21 protein-coding genes are annotated in these 18,336 nt (G+C 73.6%); 7 read left to right on the top strand and 14 right to left on the bottom strand.

The genetic code is table 11. The features are described 5' to 3' along the window. Positions 1-332: 332 nt before the first annotated feature. Complete coding sequence (locus tag ACIPAE_RS10670) at positions 333-791, bottom strand: ACT domain-containing protein (protein ID WP_366414495.1); 459 nt, start codon at positions 789-791, stop codon at positions 333-335. A gap of 728 nt (positions 792-1,519) precedes the next feature. Between ACIPAE_RS10670 and ACIPAE_RS10675 the strand changes: the two genes are divergently transcribed. The 4 genes from ACIPAE_RS10675 (at position 1,520) to ACIPAE_RS10690 (ending at position 5,288) form a co-directional block, all read left to right on the top strand. Then, the gene (locus ACIPAE_RS10675; protein ID WP_366414494.1) at positions 1,520-1,888 is read left to right on the top strand and encodes a hypothetical protein; all 369 of its coding nucleotides are present in this window, start codon (positions 1,520-1,522) and stop codon (positions 1,886-1,888) included. A 176-nt stretch (positions 1,889-2,064) separates the two neighbouring features. Continuing rightward, the gene (locus ACIPAE_RS10680; protein WP_329367441.1) at positions 2,065-3,462 is read left to right on the top strand and encodes a DUF4331 domain-containing protein; all 1,398 of its coding nucleotides are present in this window, start codon (positions 2,065-2,067) and stop codon (positions 3,460-3,462) included. A 64-nt stretch (positions 3,463-3,526) separates the two neighbouring features. After that, positions 3,527-3,844 (top strand): hypothetical protein, encoded by a 318-nt coding sequence (locus tag ACIPAE_RS10685; protein ID WP_329367442.1) that lies wholly within the window; start codon positions 3,527-3,529, stop codon positions 3,842-3,844. Positions 3,845-4,013: 169 nt separating this feature from the next. Further along, positions 4,014-5,288, top strand: a complete 1,275-nt coding sequence (locus ACIPAE_RS10690; RefSeq protein ID WP_402444298.1) for a chitinase — start codon at positions 4,014-4,016, stop codon at positions 5,286-5,288. A gap of 133 nt (positions 5,289-5,421) precedes the next feature. Here the strand turns inward: ACIPAE_RS10690 and ACIPAE_RS10695 are convergent, their stop codons facing one another. From ACIPAE_RS10695 to ACIPAE_RS10740, 10 genes are all read right to left on the bottom strand, one after another. Further along, a complete protein-coding gene (locus tag ACIPAE_RS10695) occupies positions 5,422-5,967 on the bottom strand; it encodes a hypothetical protein (RefSeq protein WP_402444300.1) in 546 nt (181 codons plus the stop codon). Continuing rightward, a complete protein-coding gene (locus ACIPAE_RS10700) occupies positions 5,951-6,442 on the bottom strand; it encodes an RNA polymerase sigma factor (RefSeq protein WP_328466113.1) in 492 nt (163 codons plus the stop codon). The genes ACIPAE_RS10695 and ACIPAE_RS10700 overlap by 17 nt, the downstream gene beginning before the upstream one ends. A 110-nt stretch (positions 6,443-6,552) precedes the next feature. Continuing rightward, positions 6,553-7,182 carry a class F sortase gene (locus ACIPAE_RS10705; protein WP_329367447.1) on the bottom strand — a complete coding sequence of 210 codons (630 nt, stop codon included), beginning with the start codon at positions 7,180-7,182 and terminating at the stop codon, positions 6,553-6,555. Next, the gene (locus ACIPAE_RS10710; RefSeq protein WP_329367449.1) at positions 7,179-7,529 is read right to left on the bottom strand and encodes a sortase-dependent protein; all 351 of its coding nucleotides are present in this window, start codon (positions 7,527-7,529) and stop codon (positions 7,179-7,181) included. The genes ACIPAE_RS10705 and ACIPAE_RS10710 overlap by 4 nt, the downstream gene beginning before the upstream one ends. 183 nt (positions 7,530-7,712) lie before the next feature. Continuing rightward, the gene (locus ACIPAE_RS10715) at positions 7,713-8,897 is read right to left on the bottom strand and encodes a PQQ-binding-like beta-propeller repeat protein (RefSeq protein WP_402444303.1); all 1,185 of its coding nucleotides are present in this window, start codon (positions 8,895-8,897) and stop codon (positions 7,713-7,715) included. Between the two features lie 236 nt (positions 8,898-9,133). Beyond that, the gene (locus ACIPAE_RS10720; protein ID WP_402444305.1) at positions 9,134-9,796 is read right to left on the bottom strand and encodes a hypothetical protein; all 663 of its coding nucleotides are present in this window, start codon (positions 9,794-9,796) and stop codon (positions 9,134-9,136) included. Next, positions 9,793-10,371, bottom strand: a complete 579-nt coding sequence (locus ACIPAE_RS10725) for an RNA polymerase sigma factor (RefSeq protein ID WP_329367454.1) — start codon at positions 10,369-10,371, stop codon at positions 9,793-9,795. The genes ACIPAE_RS10720 and ACIPAE_RS10725 overlap by 4 nt, the downstream gene beginning before the upstream one ends. A gap of 197 nt (positions 10,372-10,568) precedes the next feature. After that, complete coding sequence (locus ACIPAE_RS10730; RefSeq protein ID WP_402444307.1) at positions 10,569-11,462, bottom strand: phosphorothioated DNA-binding restriction endonuclease; 894 nt, start codon at positions 11,460-11,462, stop codon at positions 10,569-10,571. Positions 11,463-11,547: 85 nt separating this feature from the next. After that, on the bottom strand, positions 11,548-12,153 hold the full coding sequence (locus ACIPAE_RS10735) for a hypothetical protein (protein WP_402444309.1): 606 nt from the start codon (positions 12,151-12,153) through the stop codon (positions 11,548-11,550). After that, a complete protein-coding gene (locus ACIPAE_RS10740) occupies positions 12,146-12,640 on the bottom strand; it encodes a SigE family RNA polymerase sigma factor (RefSeq protein WP_366414353.1) in 495 nt (164 codons plus the stop codon). Before ACIPAE_RS10740 ends, ACIPAE_RS10735 begins: the two co-directional genes overlap by 8 nt. A 211-nt stretch (positions 12,641-12,851) precedes the next feature. On the opposite strand from ACIPAE_RS10740, the gene ACIPAE_RS10745 reads away from it, so the two are divergent. Next, entirely contained in the window at positions 12,852-13,145 is a 294-nt protein-coding gene (locus ACIPAE_RS10745; RefSeq protein WP_402444311.1) for a hypothetical protein, read from the top strand. 71 nt (positions 13,146-13,216) lie between these two features. On the opposite strand, the gene ACIPAE_RS10750 is transcribed toward ACIPAE_RS10745, so the two are convergent. Beyond that, positions 13,217-14,104, bottom strand: coding sequence for an MBL fold metallo-hydrolase (locus ACIPAE_RS10750; RefSeq protein ID WP_402444313.1), 888 nt, complete (start codon positions 14,102-14,104; stop codon positions 13,217-13,219). A 289-nt stretch (positions 14,105-14,393) separates the two neighbouring features. On the opposite strand from ACIPAE_RS10750, the gene ACIPAE_RS10755 reads away from it, so the two are divergent. Then, positions 14,394-15,674, top strand: coding sequence for an AAA family ATPase (locus ACIPAE_RS10755; protein WP_402444315.1), 1,281 nt, complete (start codon positions 14,394-14,396; stop codon positions 15,672-15,674). Next, on the top strand, positions 15,674-17,545 hold the full coding sequence (locus tag ACIPAE_RS10760; protein ID WP_402444317.1) for a tetratricopeptide repeat protein: 1,872 nt from the start codon (positions 15,674-15,676) through the stop codon (positions 17,543-17,545). The genes ACIPAE_RS10755 and ACIPAE_RS10760 overlap by 1 nt, the downstream gene beginning before the upstream one ends. Before the next feature lie 162 nt (positions 17,546-17,707). Here ACIPAE_RS10760 and ACIPAE_RS10765 read toward each other — a convergent pair whose 3' ends face one another. Then, on the bottom strand, positions 17,708-17,917 hold the full coding sequence (locus ACIPAE_RS10765; protein ID WP_402444319.1) for a hypothetical protein: 210 nt from the start codon (positions 17,915-17,917) through the stop codon (positions 17,708-17,710). An 83-nt stretch (positions 17,918-18,000) separates the two neighbouring features. Then, positions 18,001-18,222 carry a hypothetical protein gene (locus tag ACIPAE_RS10770; RefSeq protein WP_328466086.1) on the bottom strand — a complete coding sequence of 74 codons (222 nt, stop codon included), beginning with the start codon at positions 18,220-18,222 and terminating at the stop codon, positions 18,001-18,003. Between the last annotated feature and the right edge of the window lie 114 nt (positions 18,223-18,336).

Here is an 18,336-nt window from a genome sequence, read left to right on the forward strand (position 1 = left end):
GACCCGCACCCCCGTCCCCGGCCTCGGCCTTGCTCCCGTTCTCGGCTCCGTCCCCGGCCTTGCTCCCGGCCTCGGCCCCGTCCTCGGTCCCGGCACCCGCCACGGGCGCGGGACCGGCCTCGTCCTCGGGCCGGGTGACGGCCACGACGCTCTCCGGCCGCTCACCGGCCGCCCGAACGTCCGCCCGAACGTCCGGCCCGGACCGGGTGGATTCACCGTCTGCCATTGCGCCGCCCTTCACACCCGCCGCCCCCACCGTCAGCCCCCATCATCCGGCACCCGGCGCCGAGTCCGAAGGCCCCCACCAGTGGCCGCACGCGACAGCGTGGGGATCAGCGCCGCCGCCACGCCCTGATGACCTCGCGGCACGCGGCGAGGTGCCGGTCCGCCACCAGGAGGACGAGATTGCCGGCGTGATCGCTGTACTGGGCCTCGACGTTGACCTCGGCGTCGCCGAGCAGGCGGGCGAGCGCGCCGAGTTGCCCCGGTGTCCCCTGGTCCAGGCGGGCCATGACGACGTCGCGGGCGAGGGCGGGGCCGAGCCCCGCGGCGGCGACGGCGGCCAGGGCGGCGGGACCGTCGTCGACGAGGTAGTGCGCGACGGCCTGTCCGTCGCGGGTGAAGACGCCCCCGCCCTCCAGGCTCACCCCGCGCTCACCCAGCGCCTGTCCGAGGTCGGCCAGCGCGCCGGGGCGGTCGGGCAGCCGGACCTCCAGGTCCTGCGGGTGGGCTGTCGCGACGTCATCGCCGGTGGTTCGCGCCCGCACCGGCCGTTCTGTGGGTGTGTCCATGGCCGAACCCTGCGCGCGCGACACTTCGGCACCGACCGAAGCGTCCCCGCCGTACCGTCGCTCCCTCGCGCACCGCCCTCTTGGCGCACCGCCCCTGCCCCTTCCCCTGGCGGGTGCGGGCGTTGACGTACGGAACGCCGGGGGCCGGTGTCGGGGATCAGAGGATTTCCGGAACTCCCGTGACGGCGCGGGGTATTTCGTGGCCAGGGAAAAGAGCGCACGGGAGAGAAGCGCCCACGGGGGAATCGAGAGCGCCTGAAGCACGCGGGTGCACGTTTTCCGTGACGGGACGAGTGGTCCGATCCACCTCCTGAAGACGGCCTGCCGTATTCCCTTCGGTGCCGCGGGTGGCGCGGATTGGGCTGACGGCGCCTTGCCCGCGAGATTCACTCCGAAGCATCAACGGCCCGGTCCCGGCCTGCGGGAACGTCCGGTTCGCGCTTCGCGGCGGTGGCGTCGGGCGGCGGACTGGATCTTGACGGGAGGGCACCTGGCCGCTTCACTCCGAAACGGTCGCGACTTTCCCTGCCGAGGATCGCGGTTCCCGATATCCGTCACCGTGCCACCGAGTCCTTCTCCCCGCCGCGGAATCCGGGAGATCCGGTTCCTGACGACCTCACGACCGGCCTTTTCCCGGGTCCCGCATTCGGTGGCGCCGAGCTGTTCCGGTGTCGCACGACCCGAACCGCGAAGGCCGTCGCGCTTTTCCACCGAGCCAAGGAGCGAGCATGTCCGCACAGCACCCGCAGCATCCGCAACCCCCGCAGCACCCGCGGGAAGAGAGCCCGTCCGGGCCGGGCGTCGACCGGCGGGGCCTGATGAGGAACGCCGGGATGATCGGCGCCGCCGGGCTCGCCGCCGGAGTGGTCCTCGGCGCCGGTACGGCCGGAGCGACCGCGGCCGCGGCCGCCGAGCCCGCCGCGGCGAAGGCCGCGCCCGAGCCGGCGGTCGCCGAGGAGCCCGAGCTGTCCCAGGAGCCGTTGATGGTCCGGGTCGGTGACGCGGCCCGCGGCGAGCTGGACTTCTTCCACGGCGAGCAGCACCACCGGGTCGTCGACCCGGACCTGACCCGCGCCCTGTTGCGGCACGCCCGCTGACGGCAGGGCCCCCGTGCGGTCCGACTCCCTTCTCCGCCAAGGGAGTCCGCACCCCGATCCGCCCGCCCGGGTTCCCGCCCGCCCGTGTCCCCCGCACCCGCGTCCCCCGCACCCGCGTCCCCCGCACCCGCCCCGCGTTCCCGTATCCGTACCCCCGAACCAGTGAGGCCCGCTGAATGTCCTCCCACCGCGAAGCCCCGGAGATCTCCAAGGACCCCGTGGCCGACAGCACGGACGTGTACGCGTTCGTCAGCCCGGACCGCCCCGACGCGGTCACCCTGATCGCCAACTACATCCCGCTGCAGAACCCGGCCGGCGGCCCGAACTTCTACGAGTTCGGCGACGACGTGCTCTACGAGATCCACGTCGACAACGACGGCGACGGCCGCGCCGACGTCACGTACCAGTTCCGCTTCACCACCAGGATGCGTACGCCGGGCAGCTTCCTGTACAACACCGGCCCGATCCTGACGCTGGACTCGCCGAACTGGAACCGCTTCCAGACCTACACGCTGACCCGCGTGGACGGTCAGGGCCGCAGCACCGTGCTGGGCCGCGACCTGACCTGCCCGCCGTGCAACATCGGCCCGCTGTCGACGCCGGACTACGCCAAGCTGGCGCAAGCCGCGGTGCACACCATCGGCAAGACCTGCAAGGTCTTCGCCGGGCAGCGCGCCGAGGGCTTCTACGTGGACCTCGGGTCGATCTTCGACCTGGGCAACCTGCGCCCGTTCCAGGAACTGCACAACCAGTACGGCATGAGCGTGTTCACCCAGCCCGCCCCGGGCGTGAACACCACCAAGGAGCTGAACGTCCACAGCCTCGCCGTGCAGGTGCCGATCGCGGACCTGACCCGGGACGGCTGGCACGGCAAGGACGCCTCCGACCCGCGCGCCACCATCGGCGTATGGACCTCGGCGAGCCGCCGCCAGGCGCGCGTGATCGAGGAGGGCCGCGGCCAGGAGCAGGAGTCCGGGCCGTTCGTGCAGGTCTCGCGACTGGGCAACCCGCTCTTCAACGAGGTGCTGGTGGCGCTCGGCGAGAAGGACGAGTGGAACGCGCTGCCGCCCAGCGACGACAAGCGCTTCGCCCACTACGTCGCCCACCCGGAGCTGGCGAAGCTGCTGCCCGGCCTCTACCCGGGGGTGTTCCCGAACCTCGACGCCTACAACAAGTCGGGCAAGTCCCGCGCCGACCTGCTGGCGATCCTGCTGACCGGCATCCCCGAGGGCGTGGTGCCCGGGTTCGAGAACTTCACCGGCACCACCCAGGCCGACATGCTCCGCCTGAACACCTCGGTCCCGCCCGCCGCCCACCCCGACATCCTCGGTCTGGTCGCGGGCGACGCCGCCGGATTCCCCAACGGCCGCCGGGTCTTCGACGACGTGGTCACCGTGGAACTGCGCGCCATCGCCGGCGCCACGCTCCCGCTGGTCGACAAGTCGTACACGCCTGACGCCGCGGCCGGCCAGATCACCGACGGGCTCACCCCGGCCGACGTGACCAACCCGTACCTGGACCACTTCCCCTACCTGGGCGTGCCGTACGACGGCTACCACCACCCGGCGTCCTGACCCCACCGCGTCATCCACCCGGCGGCGGGGCGACGCCCCGCCGCCGGACCCGAGGAGCCCCGCCATGCACGATCACCACCACACCGCCGCGCCCTCCTTGGCGGGCAGCGTCGTCCTGGACATCGGCGAGCGGACCGGTGCGGTCGTCATCCACACCGGCCCCGACGAGGAGGGCCTGGAGATCGAGGTCAGCCCGACCACCGATCCCACCCGCCGTACCCATGCCGCGGTCCGCCCGCGCCACCTGCCGGATCGCACTCTGCACTGCCTGGTCCTCTCGTCCCTGGAGGAGGGCGAGTACACCGTCTGGAGAAGCCCCGGCATCCCGCACGGCACCGTCACCGTCTCCGGCGGCGCGGTCAGCGAGTACCACTGGCGGTGAAAGAGGTGCGGGGGACAGGAGGGGGAACGGGAAAGGGCCGCGGAAAGTTGGTCTAGTCCTCTTGACGCGGCGGGCGTCCGCGCGGTTTGGTACGTACCAATCAGGCTTGAGACGCACGCTCCCCCCAACCCGCAGGCTCCCCCCACCACTTCACGCTTGAGGTGCTTCCATGCGCTTTGCGAAATGGGCGGCTTCCGCCGCCGCGCTCTCGCTCGCGACCGCCGGCGCGGTCATGGCCCTGGCCCCCGCGGGCAACGCCGCGGTGGCGCCGGCCGCCGACACCTACTCCGTGGCTCCCTACGTCGACATGTCGAACAGCCAGGAGGGCATGCTCGACACCGCCATCACCGGACACGGACTCAAGGCGTACACCGCGGCCTTCGTGCTCGGCAGCGGCTGCAACCAGATCTGGGGCGACACCCTTCCGATCGGTGCCGACTCCTTCACCGACCCGCTGATCGCCAAGGCGAAGTCCGAGGGCGCCTCCGTCATCATCTCGTCCGGCGGGGCCAGCGGCCTGCCGCTCGCCTGGACCTGCTCCACGCAGAGCTCCATCGACGCCGGCTACCAGGCCCTCATCAACGACTACGGCGTCACCCAGCTGGACTTCGACATCGAAGGCGCGGCGATCGCCGACACCGCCTCGGTGGCACGGCAGATGCAGGCGATGAAGGACCTCAAGGCGTCCAACCCCAGCCTCAAGTTCTCCGTCACGCTGCCGGTCCTGGCCAGCGGGCTGACCGGCGACGGCGTGAACATCATCAAGGCCGCCAAGAACGCGGGCGTCAAGATCGACGTGGTCAACATCATGACCATGGACTTCTACTCGGGCACCGGCACCGAGATGGGCCAGGGCTCGGTCTCCGCCGCCGAGGCCACGCTGGCCCAGATGCAGTCCGTCGACTCCAGCTACGGCTACGGCAATCTGGGCATCACCCCGATGATCGGCAAGAACGACGACGGGTCCACGTTCACCCTCGCGGACGCCCAGACCGTGGAGAGCTTCGCCGCGCAACACGGCGTCGCCCGGCTGGCGTTCTGGTCGATCAACCGCGACCAGCCGTGCAGCGGCAGCGCCAACTCCCTTCCCACCTGCACCGAGATCAGCCAGAGCAGCCTGGCGTTCACCGACGCGTTCCTGCCGTTCGCGGGCAACTCGGGCGGGACCACGACCGGTGGCACGACGACCGGCGGGACCACCACCGGCGGGACCACGACCGGCGGCAGCACCACGGGCGGGACGACGACCGGCGGGACCACCACCGGCGGGAGCACCGGAGGCGCGACCTGCACCGCGGCCTCCTGGAGCTCCTCGCAGGTCTACACCGGCGGTGAGACGGTCGCGTGGAACGGCCACACCTGGCAGGCGAAGTGGTGGACGCAGGGGGAAGAGCCCGGCACCACCGGCGAATGGGGTGTCTGGCAGGACCTCGGCGCCTGCTGAGCCGCTGAGTTGCTGAGCCGCTGAGCCGGTCGCTGAGCCACTGGTCCAGGAACTCTCCAATGCACCATCCAGGAACCCGCGACGGCCTGGCCCCGGTTCGGGGCCGGGCCGTCCGCCGTCCGACTCCCCCGGCTCAGCGGCGCAGTTCCGTCGGGAGGGGCGACGGCTGATCGCCGGACTGCCGGGGAGAGGTGCCGGTGGGGCCGGATGCCGGCGGCGCCGCGGACGTGCTCGGGGTGGCCGGTACGGCCTGGGTGGCGGAGGCGTTGGCGCCGGACGGGACCTGCTTCGTGGACGGGACCTGCTTCGTGGGCGGGGCCTTCGCGGTGGGCGGGCCGCTGGTGGGGACGTTCGTGGGCGGTCTGGTGGCGGGCGACGGCGCCGGTGGCGAGGTGGGCCCGGCCGAAGGACTGCTCGCGGGCGGCGGGCCGAGCGGGACTCTCGGGGCGGCGGGCTCGACGGGCCCCGTCATGCGCAGCGGCACCACGACGAGGGCGGCGACGGCGCCGGACAGGCCGACCCCGACGGCGATCCGCAGCATCCGGCGGCGGGCCGCACCGCGGCGGATCTTCTCGTACCGGCCCGGGGGCAGGCCGAGCGGGGCGGGGGTGGGGCGCAGGATGACGGTGAGCGGGTCGTCGGGGTCGAAGTCCTGACCGTCGTCAGACTGTGTGATCAAGGCTTCTCCTCAGATGGGCGCGGAGCAGTTCCCTGGCCGTGTGGAGGTCGGACATGACGGTCCCCTCCTTCCGGCCGGTGAGCAGGGATATCTCCCGGATCGGGAGGTCGGCGTAGTAGTGCAGCAGGATCGGCACCCGCAGCCGTTCCGGCAGCGACTGCACGAGCAGGCGCAACGACGGGTCGGCCGCTTCGGTCGGCGGCCGGACGGCGGCCTCCGCGGTGGCCCGGCGGACGGCCCGGCGTTCGCGCTCCAGTTTGCGCCAGTGGTCCCGGACGAGGTTGGTCGCGGTGACGTAGAGGAATCCGCGCGGCTCCGCCACGGCCGTCCAGCGGGCCCACAGCCGGGTGAACGCCTCCGAGGCGATCTCGTGGGCCGTCTCGTCGTCGTCGACCAGCCGGCGGCACCAGCCGGCGAGGCGCGGGTAGAAGGCGGCGAAAAGCTCGGACGCTGCCTTCTCGCGGGACCGTTTCAACGCTCTCCATGTCGTGGTGGCACTGGTCGGACACGTGGGGCCCTCTCGGGAGGACGGTCCCGGGCCGCCGGTGTACGGAACGGCGGCGGCCCGGGACCCGTTGCGGCGCGTCAGGAGCCCGTCGAGGTCAGCGCGGCGAAGACGATCACGTTGTCGAGGTAGCCGTCACCGCTGCGCGGGCCGCCGCACGTGATCAGCCGCAACTCGGGCCGGTCCACGTTCCCGTAGACCGCGCTCGTCGGAAAATCCGACTTGGCGACCGTACGGACGTCGGTGACGGTGAACCGCGGTGCCGTGCCGTCCTTCCGGCGCGTCACGATCCGGTCGCCCGGGCGCAGCCGCGCGAGGTGGCGGAAGACCCCGTCCCCGTAGGCGCCGACCGTGACATGGGCCAGGATCACCGACGGACCGGTCTGCCCGGGCGTCGGCGAGTTCCGGTACCAGCCGGCCCGGTCGTGCGCCGTGATCGGCGGGACCTGCACGCTGCCGTCCGCGGCCAACCCCAGCTGCATGAGCGGGGTGTCGACGCCGATGGCGGGGACCTCCAGCCGGACCGGGACCGAACGCCCCAGCGCACGTACCGACTTCGCGGCGGGCCGCGCGGACGGCGGCGTGCTCGGGGGACGGGTGCCCGGTGGGCGGGTGGTCGCGGCGGCGCCGCCCACCTGGTGGCCGCCGCAGCCCGTGAGCAGCGACGCCGTCACCGCGGTGGCGAACGCGCGCCTGGAGAGCGAGGTCACGCCCCGGTCGCCCGCCGGCGCCGCACGAGGAAGAAGGCCCCGCCGCCGAGGGCCAGCGCCGCGGCGGCGCCCCCGCCGATCAGCCCGCCGTCGGCTCCGGAGTGCGACGCCACCGGCGCCACACCGGTGTCCGGTGCTCCCTTCGGCACGGCGGCGACCTGGCTCGGCTGCGCCACCTTGGTCGGTGCGGGCGAGGCGGCCGGCGGCGCGGTCGAGGGCCTGGCCGACGGGGACTGCGCGGAGGTCGGGCTCGGGGACGGTGTGGCCCCATCGGCGAACGCGGGCACGGTGCTCGCCAGGACGGCGGTGCACGCGAGGGCCACGGCGCTCAGGACGGTTCGGCGCATGGAATCGCTCTCTTTCGTCGGTCCGCCCGCGCTGTCACGCGGCGGGCTGTGTTGCGGATCGACTGAAAAGACGAGGCGGCGCTGGAGCCGATTGTAAAGACCCGGCAAAGTCGCCGGGGCTGGTCGTACGAGGAGGGGCAGGGACCAGGGGTGGCCGCCGGAACCGGCGACCACCCCTGCCGCTCACTGCCCGTACGCCACCAGCAGGTTGGTGGCCGGAACCACCACGAGCCCGTCGCCCGCGCCGAGCCCGGTCAGCGGCTGGGACACGTTCTGCTCGTCGGGGCCGTTGATCGGCGCGCCGACGTCGGTGGACCAGACCGACTGGCCGGTCGCGCCGTTGACCGCCCACAACTGGCCGCTCAGGGAGCCGACGTAGACATAGCCGTTGACGACGATCGGCGCCGTGCTGATCCGGCCGTCGCCCTGGAACGTCCAGCGCGTGTCCAGGGTGGGGGTGTACCGCTCCTGGAGGACGCCGCCGTCCACGAAGTAGCCCTGGTGGCCGTCGATGGCCGGTGCCGGCGAGGTTCCGGCGGCGTCGTACGTGCTGCTGACCTCCCCGGTGCCGGCGTCGAGGACCGAGGTGGCCATCCCGTTGTCCCGGACCCAGACTCCGCCGTCGGCGAGGACCGGCGTGCGGCCGCCGCCACCGGAGCAGCCCGTCTGGTGGTGCCAGATCGGGCTGCCGGACTTGGGGTCGAAGGCGTACGCCTGCTCGCAGGCGTAGGAGACGTAGACCCCCGCGGCATCGACGGCGGGCGAGCTGTCGTCCCCGTTGGCGACCGGCTGGCTCCAGAGCAGCGAGCCGCTGGCGGCGTCCACCGCGTACAGGGTGCCGCCCGAGCCGGCCCCGCCCGTGTACACCACACCGTTGGCGAACGTGGGCGGCGAGGTGAACGAGTACTGCCCGGGCAGCGTGACGGTCCAGAGCTTCGCCCCGGTGGCCGGGTTGAACGCGGTCAGCACGCCGTCGTAGTTCTGGGCGTAGAGCCGGCCGCCCCCGTAGGCGAGCGCGGACCACCAGTAGGTGCCGCCGAGGTCGACCGGCGCCCAGGCGTTCTCGCCGGTGGCCGCGTCGATGGCGTAGAGCGTGGTGCCGTACCCCGTCGGCGAGGCGGCGGTGGCGAAGACCCGCCCGCCGGCCACGACGGGGTAGGAGACGCTCCCGCCCAGGTCGCGCGACCACTTCTGGCTGAGCGGCGGAGCGCCGACGCCGGAGTCGACGACGGTGCCGTTGTGCCGCGCGTTGACCTGGTAGGTGGTCGAGACTCCGGTCTGCGCCGGCTGCGCGCCGGCCGGTGTGACGAGCGCGACGATCGACAGTGCCGCGCCTAACAGGACGGCGACAGCTCTTCGGGTCTTCACTCAGGTACCCCCTCGTTCGGCATCGCCCTGGCGATGCGCGCGGAGCGGACCCGCCCCTGGTGCGGCGGCCCGCCTTCCACGTTCCATGGTCGTTGATGGCCGTCCCGACCGGCGGGTTTTTTCGAACGGTTGAACAACATTCACCGCCGCGTTCCGTCATGGCAACGGGCCGCACCAGCCGGTCGGCGGGTACGGCCTGTTGGGTTCCGTTCCTCAGGCGCGCGGGCCCCGCGGGGCTAGTTCGCCGGGACGCAGGTGGGGAGTTGACGCACCAGGGTGATGGCCAGCGAGGTCACCGGGCCGCTCTTCGAGGCCGGCACGAACAGCAGGTGGTCGCCCGGGACGATGGCACCGGGATTGATGTCGCGGACCCCGTTGCTGTGGAAGCCGGACGGCGGCGCCACCTTGAGGAGGCTGCCGTGCGGGCTGTCGTGGGTGTGGCCGGTGGCGGAGCAGGAGGCCGAGGGCGCCATCACCTTCGCGGGGATGCCGGCCTTGTCCAGGGTGGCCTGCAGGCCGGGGACGCCTTTCAGGTCGAACAGCTGGACGGAGACCATGCCGCCCGGCTTGGACCGCACGGAGTAGTTGGCGTTGACGATGTTCAGGCCGCTGGTGCCCGAGCTGACCGAGGCGCCCGAAGTGCCGGAGCTGCCGGAGCTGCCCGGGGCGCTCTGCCGGGCGGGCGCGGCCTGCTGGTCGCTGTGCGACGCGGACGTCGACGGCAGGGCGACCGCCACAGCGGCGGCGGCCGCCGCGGCCACGCCGACCACGAGGGCGACCCGGCGGCGCGGCGCGTGGAGCCGCAGCAGGGACCGGTGGCCGGCCGGGGCGGACAGGGCCGCCGCGTGGGCGTTCAACTCGTCGGCGAGCTGCTGCTTGAAGTGCGCGGGGACGTTCACTGGGCGGCCTCCAGAAGGGTTTCGTAACCGGCGATGTGGGTCTGGCCCGCGCTGCGCAGGGCCTTGCGGGCGCGGTGCAGCCGGACCCGGGCGGTGGGCGAGCTGACGCCCAGCGCCTGCGCCGCCTCGCGGACCGTGAGCCCGTCGAGGTCGACCAGGTCGAGCACCTGGCGCAGCGGGTCGGAGAGCGCGGCGTGGGCGGCGGCGAGTTGCCGGACGGCGCGGTCGGCGTCGATCCGCGCCTCGATGGCGCTGACGTCCTGGTCGTCCAGCAGCCGCCGCCCGCTGATCCGGGCGACCGCCATCCGCTCGCGGGCGGTGCCGTGGAAGTGGGCGTGGATGACGTTGCGGGATATGCCGTAGAGCCAGGCGACGGGTGCGCCGCGCCGCGCGTCGTAGGTGTGCGCGCCCTCCAGGGCGGCCACGAAGATGTCCGCGGTCAGGTCGGCGGCCAGGTGCGCGTCGTCGACGCGCCGGGTGACGAAACCGAGCACGGTGTCGAAGTGCTGCTCGTAGAACGCGGCGAACCCGGCCGGGTCCCGCGCGGGTGGTGCTTTCGGATGCTCCGCTGGCACGGACGGCTCCTCAGGGCAGGTCAAAGGTGCGATGCCTTACACCCGGTACTAGTCCGCGGCACCCGAAAGCGTTACATCCGCGGTCCCCGTCCCTGTCCGCGGGTGGGCGCGGCCCCCAACGACACCCCGCCCGCGCCGGCCCGTCACGCCGCTCGCCCGCTCAGCCCGCGGGTTGCCTGGGCGACGTGCCCCGGCGGTCACGCCGTGGCGGCCGGGCGCGGCTCACCGTGGAAGACCTGCCGGGCGTGCCACGCCCGGTGGGAAGCGGCGATCGCGGGCGTGCCGGGCTGCGGCCCGAGCAGCGCGCGGCCCGCGAGGGCGACCACATGCTCGCGGGCGGACGCGCTCCGCCCGACGAAATCCCGGGACACCAGGATCAGATGGCCGTCGCCGACACCGAGGACCCCCTTGTCGAAGAGCTTGTGATGGAGCGCGCACAGGCACACTCCGTTGTCGACCTCGTCCGGACCGTCGAACGCCCACCAGCGCACGTGCGCGGCCTCCAACCCGACCGGCACCGCGCCGATCATGCCGTCGTAGCCGCAGAAGGCGCACCGGTACTCGTACGCGGTGAGCACCGACTCCCGCATCCGCCGGTCCCGCCGGCGCCGCACCGCCGTGAGCGTCCCCGTCTCCGCCAGCTCCAGCTCCAGGCCGACCGCCTCGCACAGTTCGCCGTGCAGGGACGGCGGGAAGTGCAGATCGAGCAGCACCCGCGCCATCCGTCCGAGCAACGACGGCTCGCGCCGCAGCGCCGTCCTCAGCTCCGGCACGAGCCTGCCCGCCGCACCGGAGGCCCGCAGTTCGAGCACGCGGCTGCCGGGACTGCCGTCGCCGCGGTCGGTGCGCACCTCCCACACCCCGTCGCTGACCAGGTGATGGAACGGGTACGCGGGCGTGGTCCGATGGGCCGGGCCGTACTCGGCCAGCAGCCGCCCCAGATCCGCCTCCACCGCGCTGTACCGCAGCTCCGCCTCGGCGTCCTCCTGGAACCGGCCCAGGGCGTACAGGAACAGCAGCGGCTTGTGCGGAGCCCGCGTCCCGTTGCCGGTCCACTGCCTCAGCTTCGCGGCGCGCTCGAGCCAGTCCATGACCGGCGATCATAAAGCGGCGCGGCCCACCGCGGGCGGCGCGCTGCCCACGCCCCTGCCTGCCCACGCCCCTGCCTGACCCCGCTCAGCCGCAGGTCCAGCCACTGATGCGCCCCGAGTCCAGCTCGACGGTGATGACCGTGCGGTCCGAGGCGCCCGACACGACGGCGCCGGCCCGGTGGGCGCCGGTCCTGGTGAGTGGACCGACCCGCAGCGCGGCGGTCCGGGTCCCGCAGACGGCCGGGAGGGTGTCCGCGGGTCGGGCGAGGCCCACGGACAGGGACGCTGCCTCGGCCCGAGCGGTGGCGGTGAGGTGCTGCTCCGCGAGGGCCGCCACCTCGGCCTCGGCGGTGGTGCTCGTGGTGTCCGGCGGGAGCCGGCGGTAGTAGTCCGCCACCGCGGCTCGGGCGGCGTCGAGTTGGGCCCGGCCGGCCGTGGGCCAGGCGGTGCCCGAGGACGGGGCGGCGGACCGGCCGGCCTGCCGGTCCGCGCCGGTCCCCCAGCCGAGCCCCGCGACCAGCGTGAGACCGCCCGCCGCCAGCGCCAGGCCGCCCCCGGTGAGGGCCAGTTGCCGGCGCCGCCTGCGTGCCGTGCCGCGCAGCCTGACCTGGTGGGCGGTCAAAGGAGTGCGGGCCGGCTGGAGGGTGCCTTCGAGCAGCGCCGCACGGATTCGGTCGTCCAGGTCAGACATTGCTGGATTGCCTCTCTTCCGTGGCGAGCGACTGGGCGAGCGCCTTGCGGCCACGGGCCAGCCAGCTCTTGATCGTGCCCGCGGGAGTCCCGGTCTCGGCAGCTATCTGCTCGACGCTGAGATCGCACAGGTAGTGCAGGACGAGCGCCCGCCGCTGATTCACCGGCACGGTGGCGAGCGCCCGCTCCACCAGGAGCCGGTCGGGCGACGGCTCGGCGACGCTGGTCGGCCGGTGGTGGCGCAGCGTCAACTCCCAGCCGCGCCTCATGCGACGGAACCGGGAGGCGGCCAGCCGCCAGGCCGTGGTCCGTACCCACGCCTCCGGCACCTCCACCGCGCGCAGGGTGCCACGCCGGGACCAGGCACGGACGAACGCCTCCTGCACCGCGTCCTGAGCGGCCTCCGCGTCCCCGGTCACCAGCGTCAGCTGGCGCACCAGCCTCGGGAACGCCGCAGCGTAGAGGGCGTCGAACTCCCTGTCCTGCATCGGGCTGCACTCCTTCCCCAGGGGCCGGGGCGCGATCGGGAACGGTACTGGACCGCTGAGGAAGTACGCCTGCCGAGCGGGCGACGGTGGCAGTCGATCGCGGTGATGTGGCTCACAGCGCTCGGCTGCCACTTTCGGCCGCCCGGCAGGCGTATGTCCCGCATCGCTGTCCGGATGCCACCGGACGCCAGCCACGAGAGAGGACAGCCCCATGTCCCACCGCGCACCCCGAACCGGACGCCGGCTGCTGAGCCGCCCCGCCGTCGCCGGCGCCCTTCTCCTGACCGGACTGGTCGGCGCCGTCACCGCGCAGGCCGAGGCCGCGCCGCCCCCGGCGAACGCCCACACCGCCACCGACTCCGGCATGACGCGCGATCAGGCCCGTGCGGCGGCCGCGGCCAGTGCGAAGGCGGCGGGCTCGCACGAGCACGGGAGTATGACGCGCGATCAGGCCCGTGCGGCGGCCGCGGCCAGCGCGAAGGCGGCGGCCGCGCAGGGGCATTAGGTTCTGCCCTGCCGGGTGGCCCCGGCCCGGTGGTCTGCGCGGCGGCCGATCAGACCGTGCGGGTAAGGCCGTTACCAGCGCATCGCGCTGAAATCGATGGGGCGGGGCCGCAGTTCGCCGGTGCGCGCCGCCAGCTGCCGGAGCCGCTGGGCCATGGCGTCGGCGGGAAGGTGCCGGCGGTCGCCGTGGCCGGGCAGCAGCCACTCGAAGCGCAGCCGATCGGCGGCCCGGGCCAAGGACGCGGCGAGTTCCCTGATCGAGTACCAGGTGACGCTGTCGGCCACCTCGATGTCCGCTGTGCCGCGTGACCAGTAGAAGCTGTCGCCGCTGAAGCAGTACCGCTCGTCCGCGAGGAACAGCACGCTGCCGCGGGTGTGCCCGGGGAGGGGGAAGGCGACCACCCCCTCGGCGATCTGCGCCGGGTCGGTGCCGCGCAGCACCCGGTCGGCGTCCGGGGCGGCGTCGAGGTCGCCCTCGTGGACCCACAGCCGGGCGCCGAAGCGGCCGGCGTAGCGGCGGCCGTGCGCGGCGTGGTCGCGGTGGGTGAGCAGGACGTCCGTGACAGGGCCCAGCTCCTCGAAGCGCGTGGCCAGCGACGCGCTCCACCGTGGTGTGTCCACCATCATGACGGTGCCGCCGGGGCGGCGCAGCAGGTAGGAGTTGGCCCCCGCGGTGTGCGTGGAGTTGTGCCCGCACAGGTACACGGCGTCGTCCAAGGCCAGGGGGAAGGGGTCGAGTTCCGCCGCCAGCCGCCCGGACGGGGGACGGATCGACCGGGAGGGGCAGGCGTACGCCGCGGCGTTCAGCTGCCGTACCTCGGTTCGTTCGCGCGGCTGGCGCAGCACGACCGAGCGGCCGTCGACCTCGCCGATCAGGCCGGGGGCGAGCTGCCGGGCGACATCGCAGTTCACGCACCGCTCGTCCACCCGCCAGCCCGCCGCGAACCGTTCCTCACCCATGGCCCCGCTCCTTCCGCACCGCACCGCGCCGCACCGCGCCCGCCGACCGGCCGTTCGTAGCCCAAGGGATATCCCGGGCCCTACGGACAAAGGAAGGGGGATCGGACCTTGTACTTACGGCGTCGGGCCGCTCTCGCCCGGCCGGTTCGGCCCGGGAGGCACCCGGTTCGGCCCGGCGGTCGGGGGCAAGCCGGCAGCCGGGCGTACGGCGTTGCCCTCGTGGCCGGCGGGCCCGCCGCGGGGCGGCACGTACGGGCTATGCTCGCGGTGAATTCGCCCAGGGGGGACCATGGCTGACCCGGAAAGCCCGCTGCTCCACGCGCTGCGCCAGGCGGTGCGTTCCGCGCCGGAACAGGCCGAGTTCCGTGTCGCGCTCGCCGAAGCGCTCATCAACGCCGGTGATGCGGACGGCGCGATCGTCGAACTCGGCGAGGCGCTGCGCCTGGCGCCGGATTCCGTTCCGGCCAGGCAGCTGATGCTCAGGGCGCTGAGCGGTGGGACACCGGCGGAGAGCGTGCCCGCGGAGAAGCCCGACGCCGGCTTCGACTGGCCGACGGCGGAGGCCGAACTGCGGGACGTGGCCCCGCCGCCGCGCTTCACCCCCGCGCCCGCCCCGCCGCCGGCCGTGCCCGCCCCGCCGCCTGCCGCCGACGACGCGCGCGAGGACCCGCGGGGCGCCCCCGCCCACGAGGTCGAGCGGCCGGCCCTGACCCTCGCCGACGTCGGCGGGCTGTCCGACGTCAAGGACCGTTTGCAGGCCGCGTTCCTCGCGCCGTTGCGCAACCCGGAACTGCGCAGGCTCTACGGCAAGTCGCTGCGCGGCGGCCTGCTGCTGTACGGCCCGCCCGGCTGCGGCAAGACCTTCGTCGCGCGCGCCGTCGCCGGCGAACTCGGCGCGTCGTTCGTCTCCGTGGGCATCGCCGATGTGCTCGACATGTGGATCGGCTCCTCGGAGCGGAACCTGAGCGAGCTGTTCCAGCTGGCGCGGCGTCAGGCACCGTGCGTGCTGTTCTTCGACGAGGTGGACGCGCTCGGCCAGCGGCGCAGCCAGACCCGTAACTCCACGATGCGCACGACCGTCAACCAGTTCCTCGCGGAGCTGGACTCGGTGGGATCGGACAACGAGGGGGTGTTCGTCCTCGGCGCGACGAACGCACCGTGGGACGTCGACCCGGCGCTGCGCCGCCCCGGCCGCTTCGACCGGACCGTCCTGGTCCTGCCGCCGGACGCCGAGGCCCGCGCGGAGATCCTCCGCTACCACCTGCGGGACCGGCCGATCGCGGGAGTCGACCTGGCGTCCCTGGTCGAGCGCACCGACGGCTTCTCGGGCGCGGACGTGGCGCACCTGTGCGAGTCGGCCGCGGAGATCGCGCTGATGGACGCGGTGCGCAGCGGCGAGGCGCGGCTGATGGGCATGCCCGACTTCGATGCCGCGCTTGAGGACGCGCGCCCGTCGACCGGACCGTGGTTCGACGCCGCGCGCTCGGTCGCGCTGTTCGCCAACGAGGGCGGCGCCTACGACGACCTTGCCGCCTACTTCAAGTCCCACAAGGGCACGAAGGGCCGTTGATGGCGGACGAGGCAGACGAGGGACCGGCCGGCCGCGAACCGTCGCAGGCCGCCGTCGAGCGCGCCGTCGCCCTGGCCCGCCTCGACCGCTACGCCGAGGCCGAGCCGATCCTGCGCAGGGTGCTGGCGGCCGACCCCGAGCACTACGGCGCGCTGGCGAACCTGGCCTGGCTGCTCGATCTGGCCGACCGCCGGGAGGAGGCCGTGGCGACCGCCCGCCTGGTGATCGCGCGCTGGCCCCAGGACACCGAGGGCTTCTACCGGGCGGCGTCGTGCCTCATGAGGGACAAGAACGTCGCCGAGGCGCTGCCGCTGGTCCGGCGGGCCATGGAGATCGCGCCGGACGAGGGCCGCGTGCTGCGGCTGTACGCGCGGGTGCTCGCCGACATCCCCGAGCGGCTCCCGGAGGCGCTGCCGATGGCCGACCGGGCCGTCGAGGTCGACCCGTTGAACGGCGAGAGCTTCCAGACCCGGGCGGTCGTCCTGGTGAGCCTGCGCCGCTGGCGGGACGCGGACGCCGCCCTGGCGCAGGCCCTCCAGCGGGAACCGACCGACACCGCCTACCTCATCCAGGCCGGCATCGTGAAGCTCCGGCTGGGGATGATCGCCCCGGCTCGTGACGCGTTCACCGCGGCCCTGCGGTTGAAGCCCAGGCCGCACCGGGTCCGGGAGGTGCTCGACACCCTGGAGACGCAGGGGCTGCCCGCGCCGCTGCTCGACGTCTACACCCTCGGCTGCGAGGCCCTGGACATTCCCGACCTCGGCTCGCCCGGCACCGCGGGCACCGACCGGGAACTGCTGCGCGAGCAGGCGCGGATCGCCACGTCCATGTGGAAGGCCGCGACGTACAACCACGCCTGGTCCAAGGACTCCCGCGACCGCTGCCGCACCCTGGTGGCGGCGATGCTGGCGGCGGACGCGACGCTGGTCCCCGCGCGCCTGCTGGCCGCCGAGATCGCCGGCGACGACGCGAGGTACGAGGACCTGGTCGCCCTCGCGGAGCCGCTGATCGCCGAGGGCGAGGCGACCGGTCAGCTGTACCGGGACACCGTCCTCGGCCTCGAACACCTGGACCGCCTGGACGACGCCGTCGCACTCGCCGCCGACGCGCGCCGCCGCTTCCCGCGGTCGAGCCGGGCCGCGAGCCTGCACGGCCGGATGCTGGCCGAAGCGGGCCGCCGCGACGAGGCGGTGGCCGCCGCCGATGCCGCGGCCGAGCTGGCCGACGGCGATCCCCAGGCGCTGACCTCCGTGGCGGGCGTCCACCGGCGGCTGGGCCGGAAGGACGAGGCCAAGGCGGCGTACAAGGCGATCCTGCGGGAGGCCCCGAACGAGACGACGGCGCTGTTCGAACTCGGCTCGCTGTACATGCTCGGCTACCAGGACAACCGGGCGGCCGAGCGGCTGATCGAGCGCATCGAGCTTCCGGACGTCGGCGGCGACCGCACGGCCGTCCTCGGCCAGATCCGCTTCCAGCTCGGCAAGTGGGACCAGGCGGCGGCCGACTTCGAAGCCGCGATCGCCACGCCGATGCGCGCCCCGAGCACCGTCCCGGGCATCATCATCGGCTTGCAGCTGTTCGGCCCGCCCCGGCGTTTCCAGCCGCTGCTCGACCGGTGCGTGGAGATCCGCGGCGACGGCGTGCCGGCCGAACCGGTGACGATCGAGAAGCTGCGGCTGGCCGCGTTCACGACGCTCAAGTACGGCGCCCTGCCGCAGGCACAGGAGGTGCTGCGGCAGATCCTGGAGATGGACCCGGACCACCACGAGGCCACGGTGATGGCCACGGTCGTGGCCGATCCCGACGTGCCCGAGCACGCCGAGGCGCTCGCCGTGGTGTTCGCGCCGGACACCCACGACGACGAGCTCTGACGACGGGCTCTGACGACGGGCTCTGACGACGGGCTCTGACGACGAGCTCTGACGTCGGCTTCGCGCGGTCCGCCGAGGGGAGGGCCCGGCACGCGGGTGCGGCCGGGCGACGGCGGACGGGGACGAACCCGACACCGACCGGGGCCGGGGCGGTCGCGCCCCTCACCGGAGCGCCGGCGCCGGCCCTGGCTCCTGGCGGACGCCCGAGGCGGACTCCGGCGCGTCCTCGCCTTCGTCCCCGTCCTCGTCGTCGTACCGGCAGGACCCGTCGTCCTCGAAGTCCGGAGCGTGGAAGGGGTCCGTCTTCGGGGGCGGCGAGGACAGCGCGGAGCGGCGGGGTTGCTCTTCCGGTGCGGAGAACAGCGAGGTCACGTCAATGAGAGGTCCGTCTTTCGTCGCGGGCCCCTGAAGGGGCCGGGTGTGCCGGGTCCGGAGCGGGATCTGCCGGACCGGGACTAGAGCTTGATCATCTTGGTGTAGGGGCTCAGAATCCGCATCCGCGCGGACCCGAAGTCCACGAGCGCGGCGACTCCCTCCTCGGTATCGGTCACCCGACCGAGGCCGTACATGTCGTGGGCGACCTGGTCGCCGACGGCGAAGTGCTTGGGAGCAGGGGTGACCGGAGCCGTGAAGGGGCTCGTGGGCAGATGGCGCTTAGGTGCATGAGGCTTTGTCATTGCCCCTAGTGTGCGCCCGCCGGCGTCCTCTTCGCTCCGGTTGTCCACGTCGGATGCGCGGACATCGGCGTATCGCGGGTCGAAATCCCCGCTGTTCCGGTCGTGCCGCCGCTC

Source organism: Streptomyces sp. NPDC087270 (assembly GCF_044744625.1).
In the GTDB taxonomy this organism is placed as follows: Bacteria; Actinomycetota; Actinomycetes; order Streptomycetales; family Streptomycetaceae; genus Actinacidiphila.

What these genes read in the sequence shown, in the direction of transcription:
- ACIPAE_RS10670 (WP_366414495.1), bottom strand. Translation starts at nt 791, where the DNA reads ATGGACACACCCACAGAACGGCCGGTGCGGGCGCGAACCACCGGCGAT.
- ACIPAE_RS10675 (WP_366414494.1), top strand. Translation starts at nt 1,520, where the DNA reads ATGTCCGCACAGCACCCGCAGCATCCGCAACCCCCGCAGCACCCGCGG.
- ACIPAE_RS10680 (WP_329367441.1), top strand. Translation starts at nt 2,065, where the DNA reads ATGTCCTCCCACCGCGAAGCCCCGGAGATCTCCAAGGACCCCGTGGCC.
- ACIPAE_RS10685 (WP_329367442.1), top strand. Translation starts at nt 3,527, where the DNA reads ATGCACGATCACCACCACACCGCCGCGCCCTCCTTGGCGGGCAGCGTC.
- ACIPAE_RS10690 (WP_402444298.1), top strand. Translation starts at nt 4,014, where the DNA reads ATGCGCTTTGCGAAATGGGCGGCTTCCGCCGCCGCGCTCTCGCTCGCG.
- ACIPAE_RS10710 (WP_329367449.1), bottom strand. Translation starts at nt 7,529, where the DNA reads ATGCGCCGAACCGTCCTGAGCGCCGTGGCCCTCGCGTGCACCGCCGTC.
- ACIPAE_RS10730 (WP_402444307.1), bottom strand. Translation starts at nt 11,462, where the DNA reads ATGGACTGGCTCGAGCGCGCCGCGAAGCTGAGGCAGTGGACCGGCAAC.
- ACIPAE_RS10735 (WP_402444309.1), bottom strand. Translation starts at nt 12,153, where the DNA reads ATGTCTGACCTGGACGACCGAATCCGTGCGGCGCTGCTCGAAGGCACC.
- ACIPAE_RS10740 (WP_366414353.1), bottom strand. Translation starts at nt 12,640, where the DNA reads ATGCAGGACAGGGAGTTCGACGCCCTCTACGCTGCGGCGTTCCCGAGG.
- ACIPAE_RS10745 (WP_402444311.1), top strand. Translation starts at nt 12,852, where the DNA reads ATGTCCCACCGCGCACCCCGAACCGGACGCCGGCTGCTGAGCCGCCCC.
- ACIPAE_RS10750 (WP_402444313.1), bottom strand. Translation starts at nt 14,104, where the DNA reads ATGGGTGAGGAACGGTTCGCGGCGGGCTGGCGGGTGGACGAGCGGTGC.
- ACIPAE_RS10755 (WP_402444315.1), top strand. Translation starts at nt 14,394, where the DNA reads ATGGCTGACCCGGAAAGCCCGCTGCTCCACGCGCTGCGCCAGGCGGTG.
- ACIPAE_RS10760 (WP_402444317.1), top strand. Translation starts at nt 15,674, where the DNA reads ATGGCGGACGAGGCAGACGAGGGACCGGCCGGCCGCGAACCGTCGCAG.
- ACIPAE_RS10770 (WP_328466086.1), bottom strand. Translation starts at nt 18,222, where the DNA reads ATGACAAAGCCTCATGCACCTAAGCGCCATCTGCCCACGAGCCCCTTC.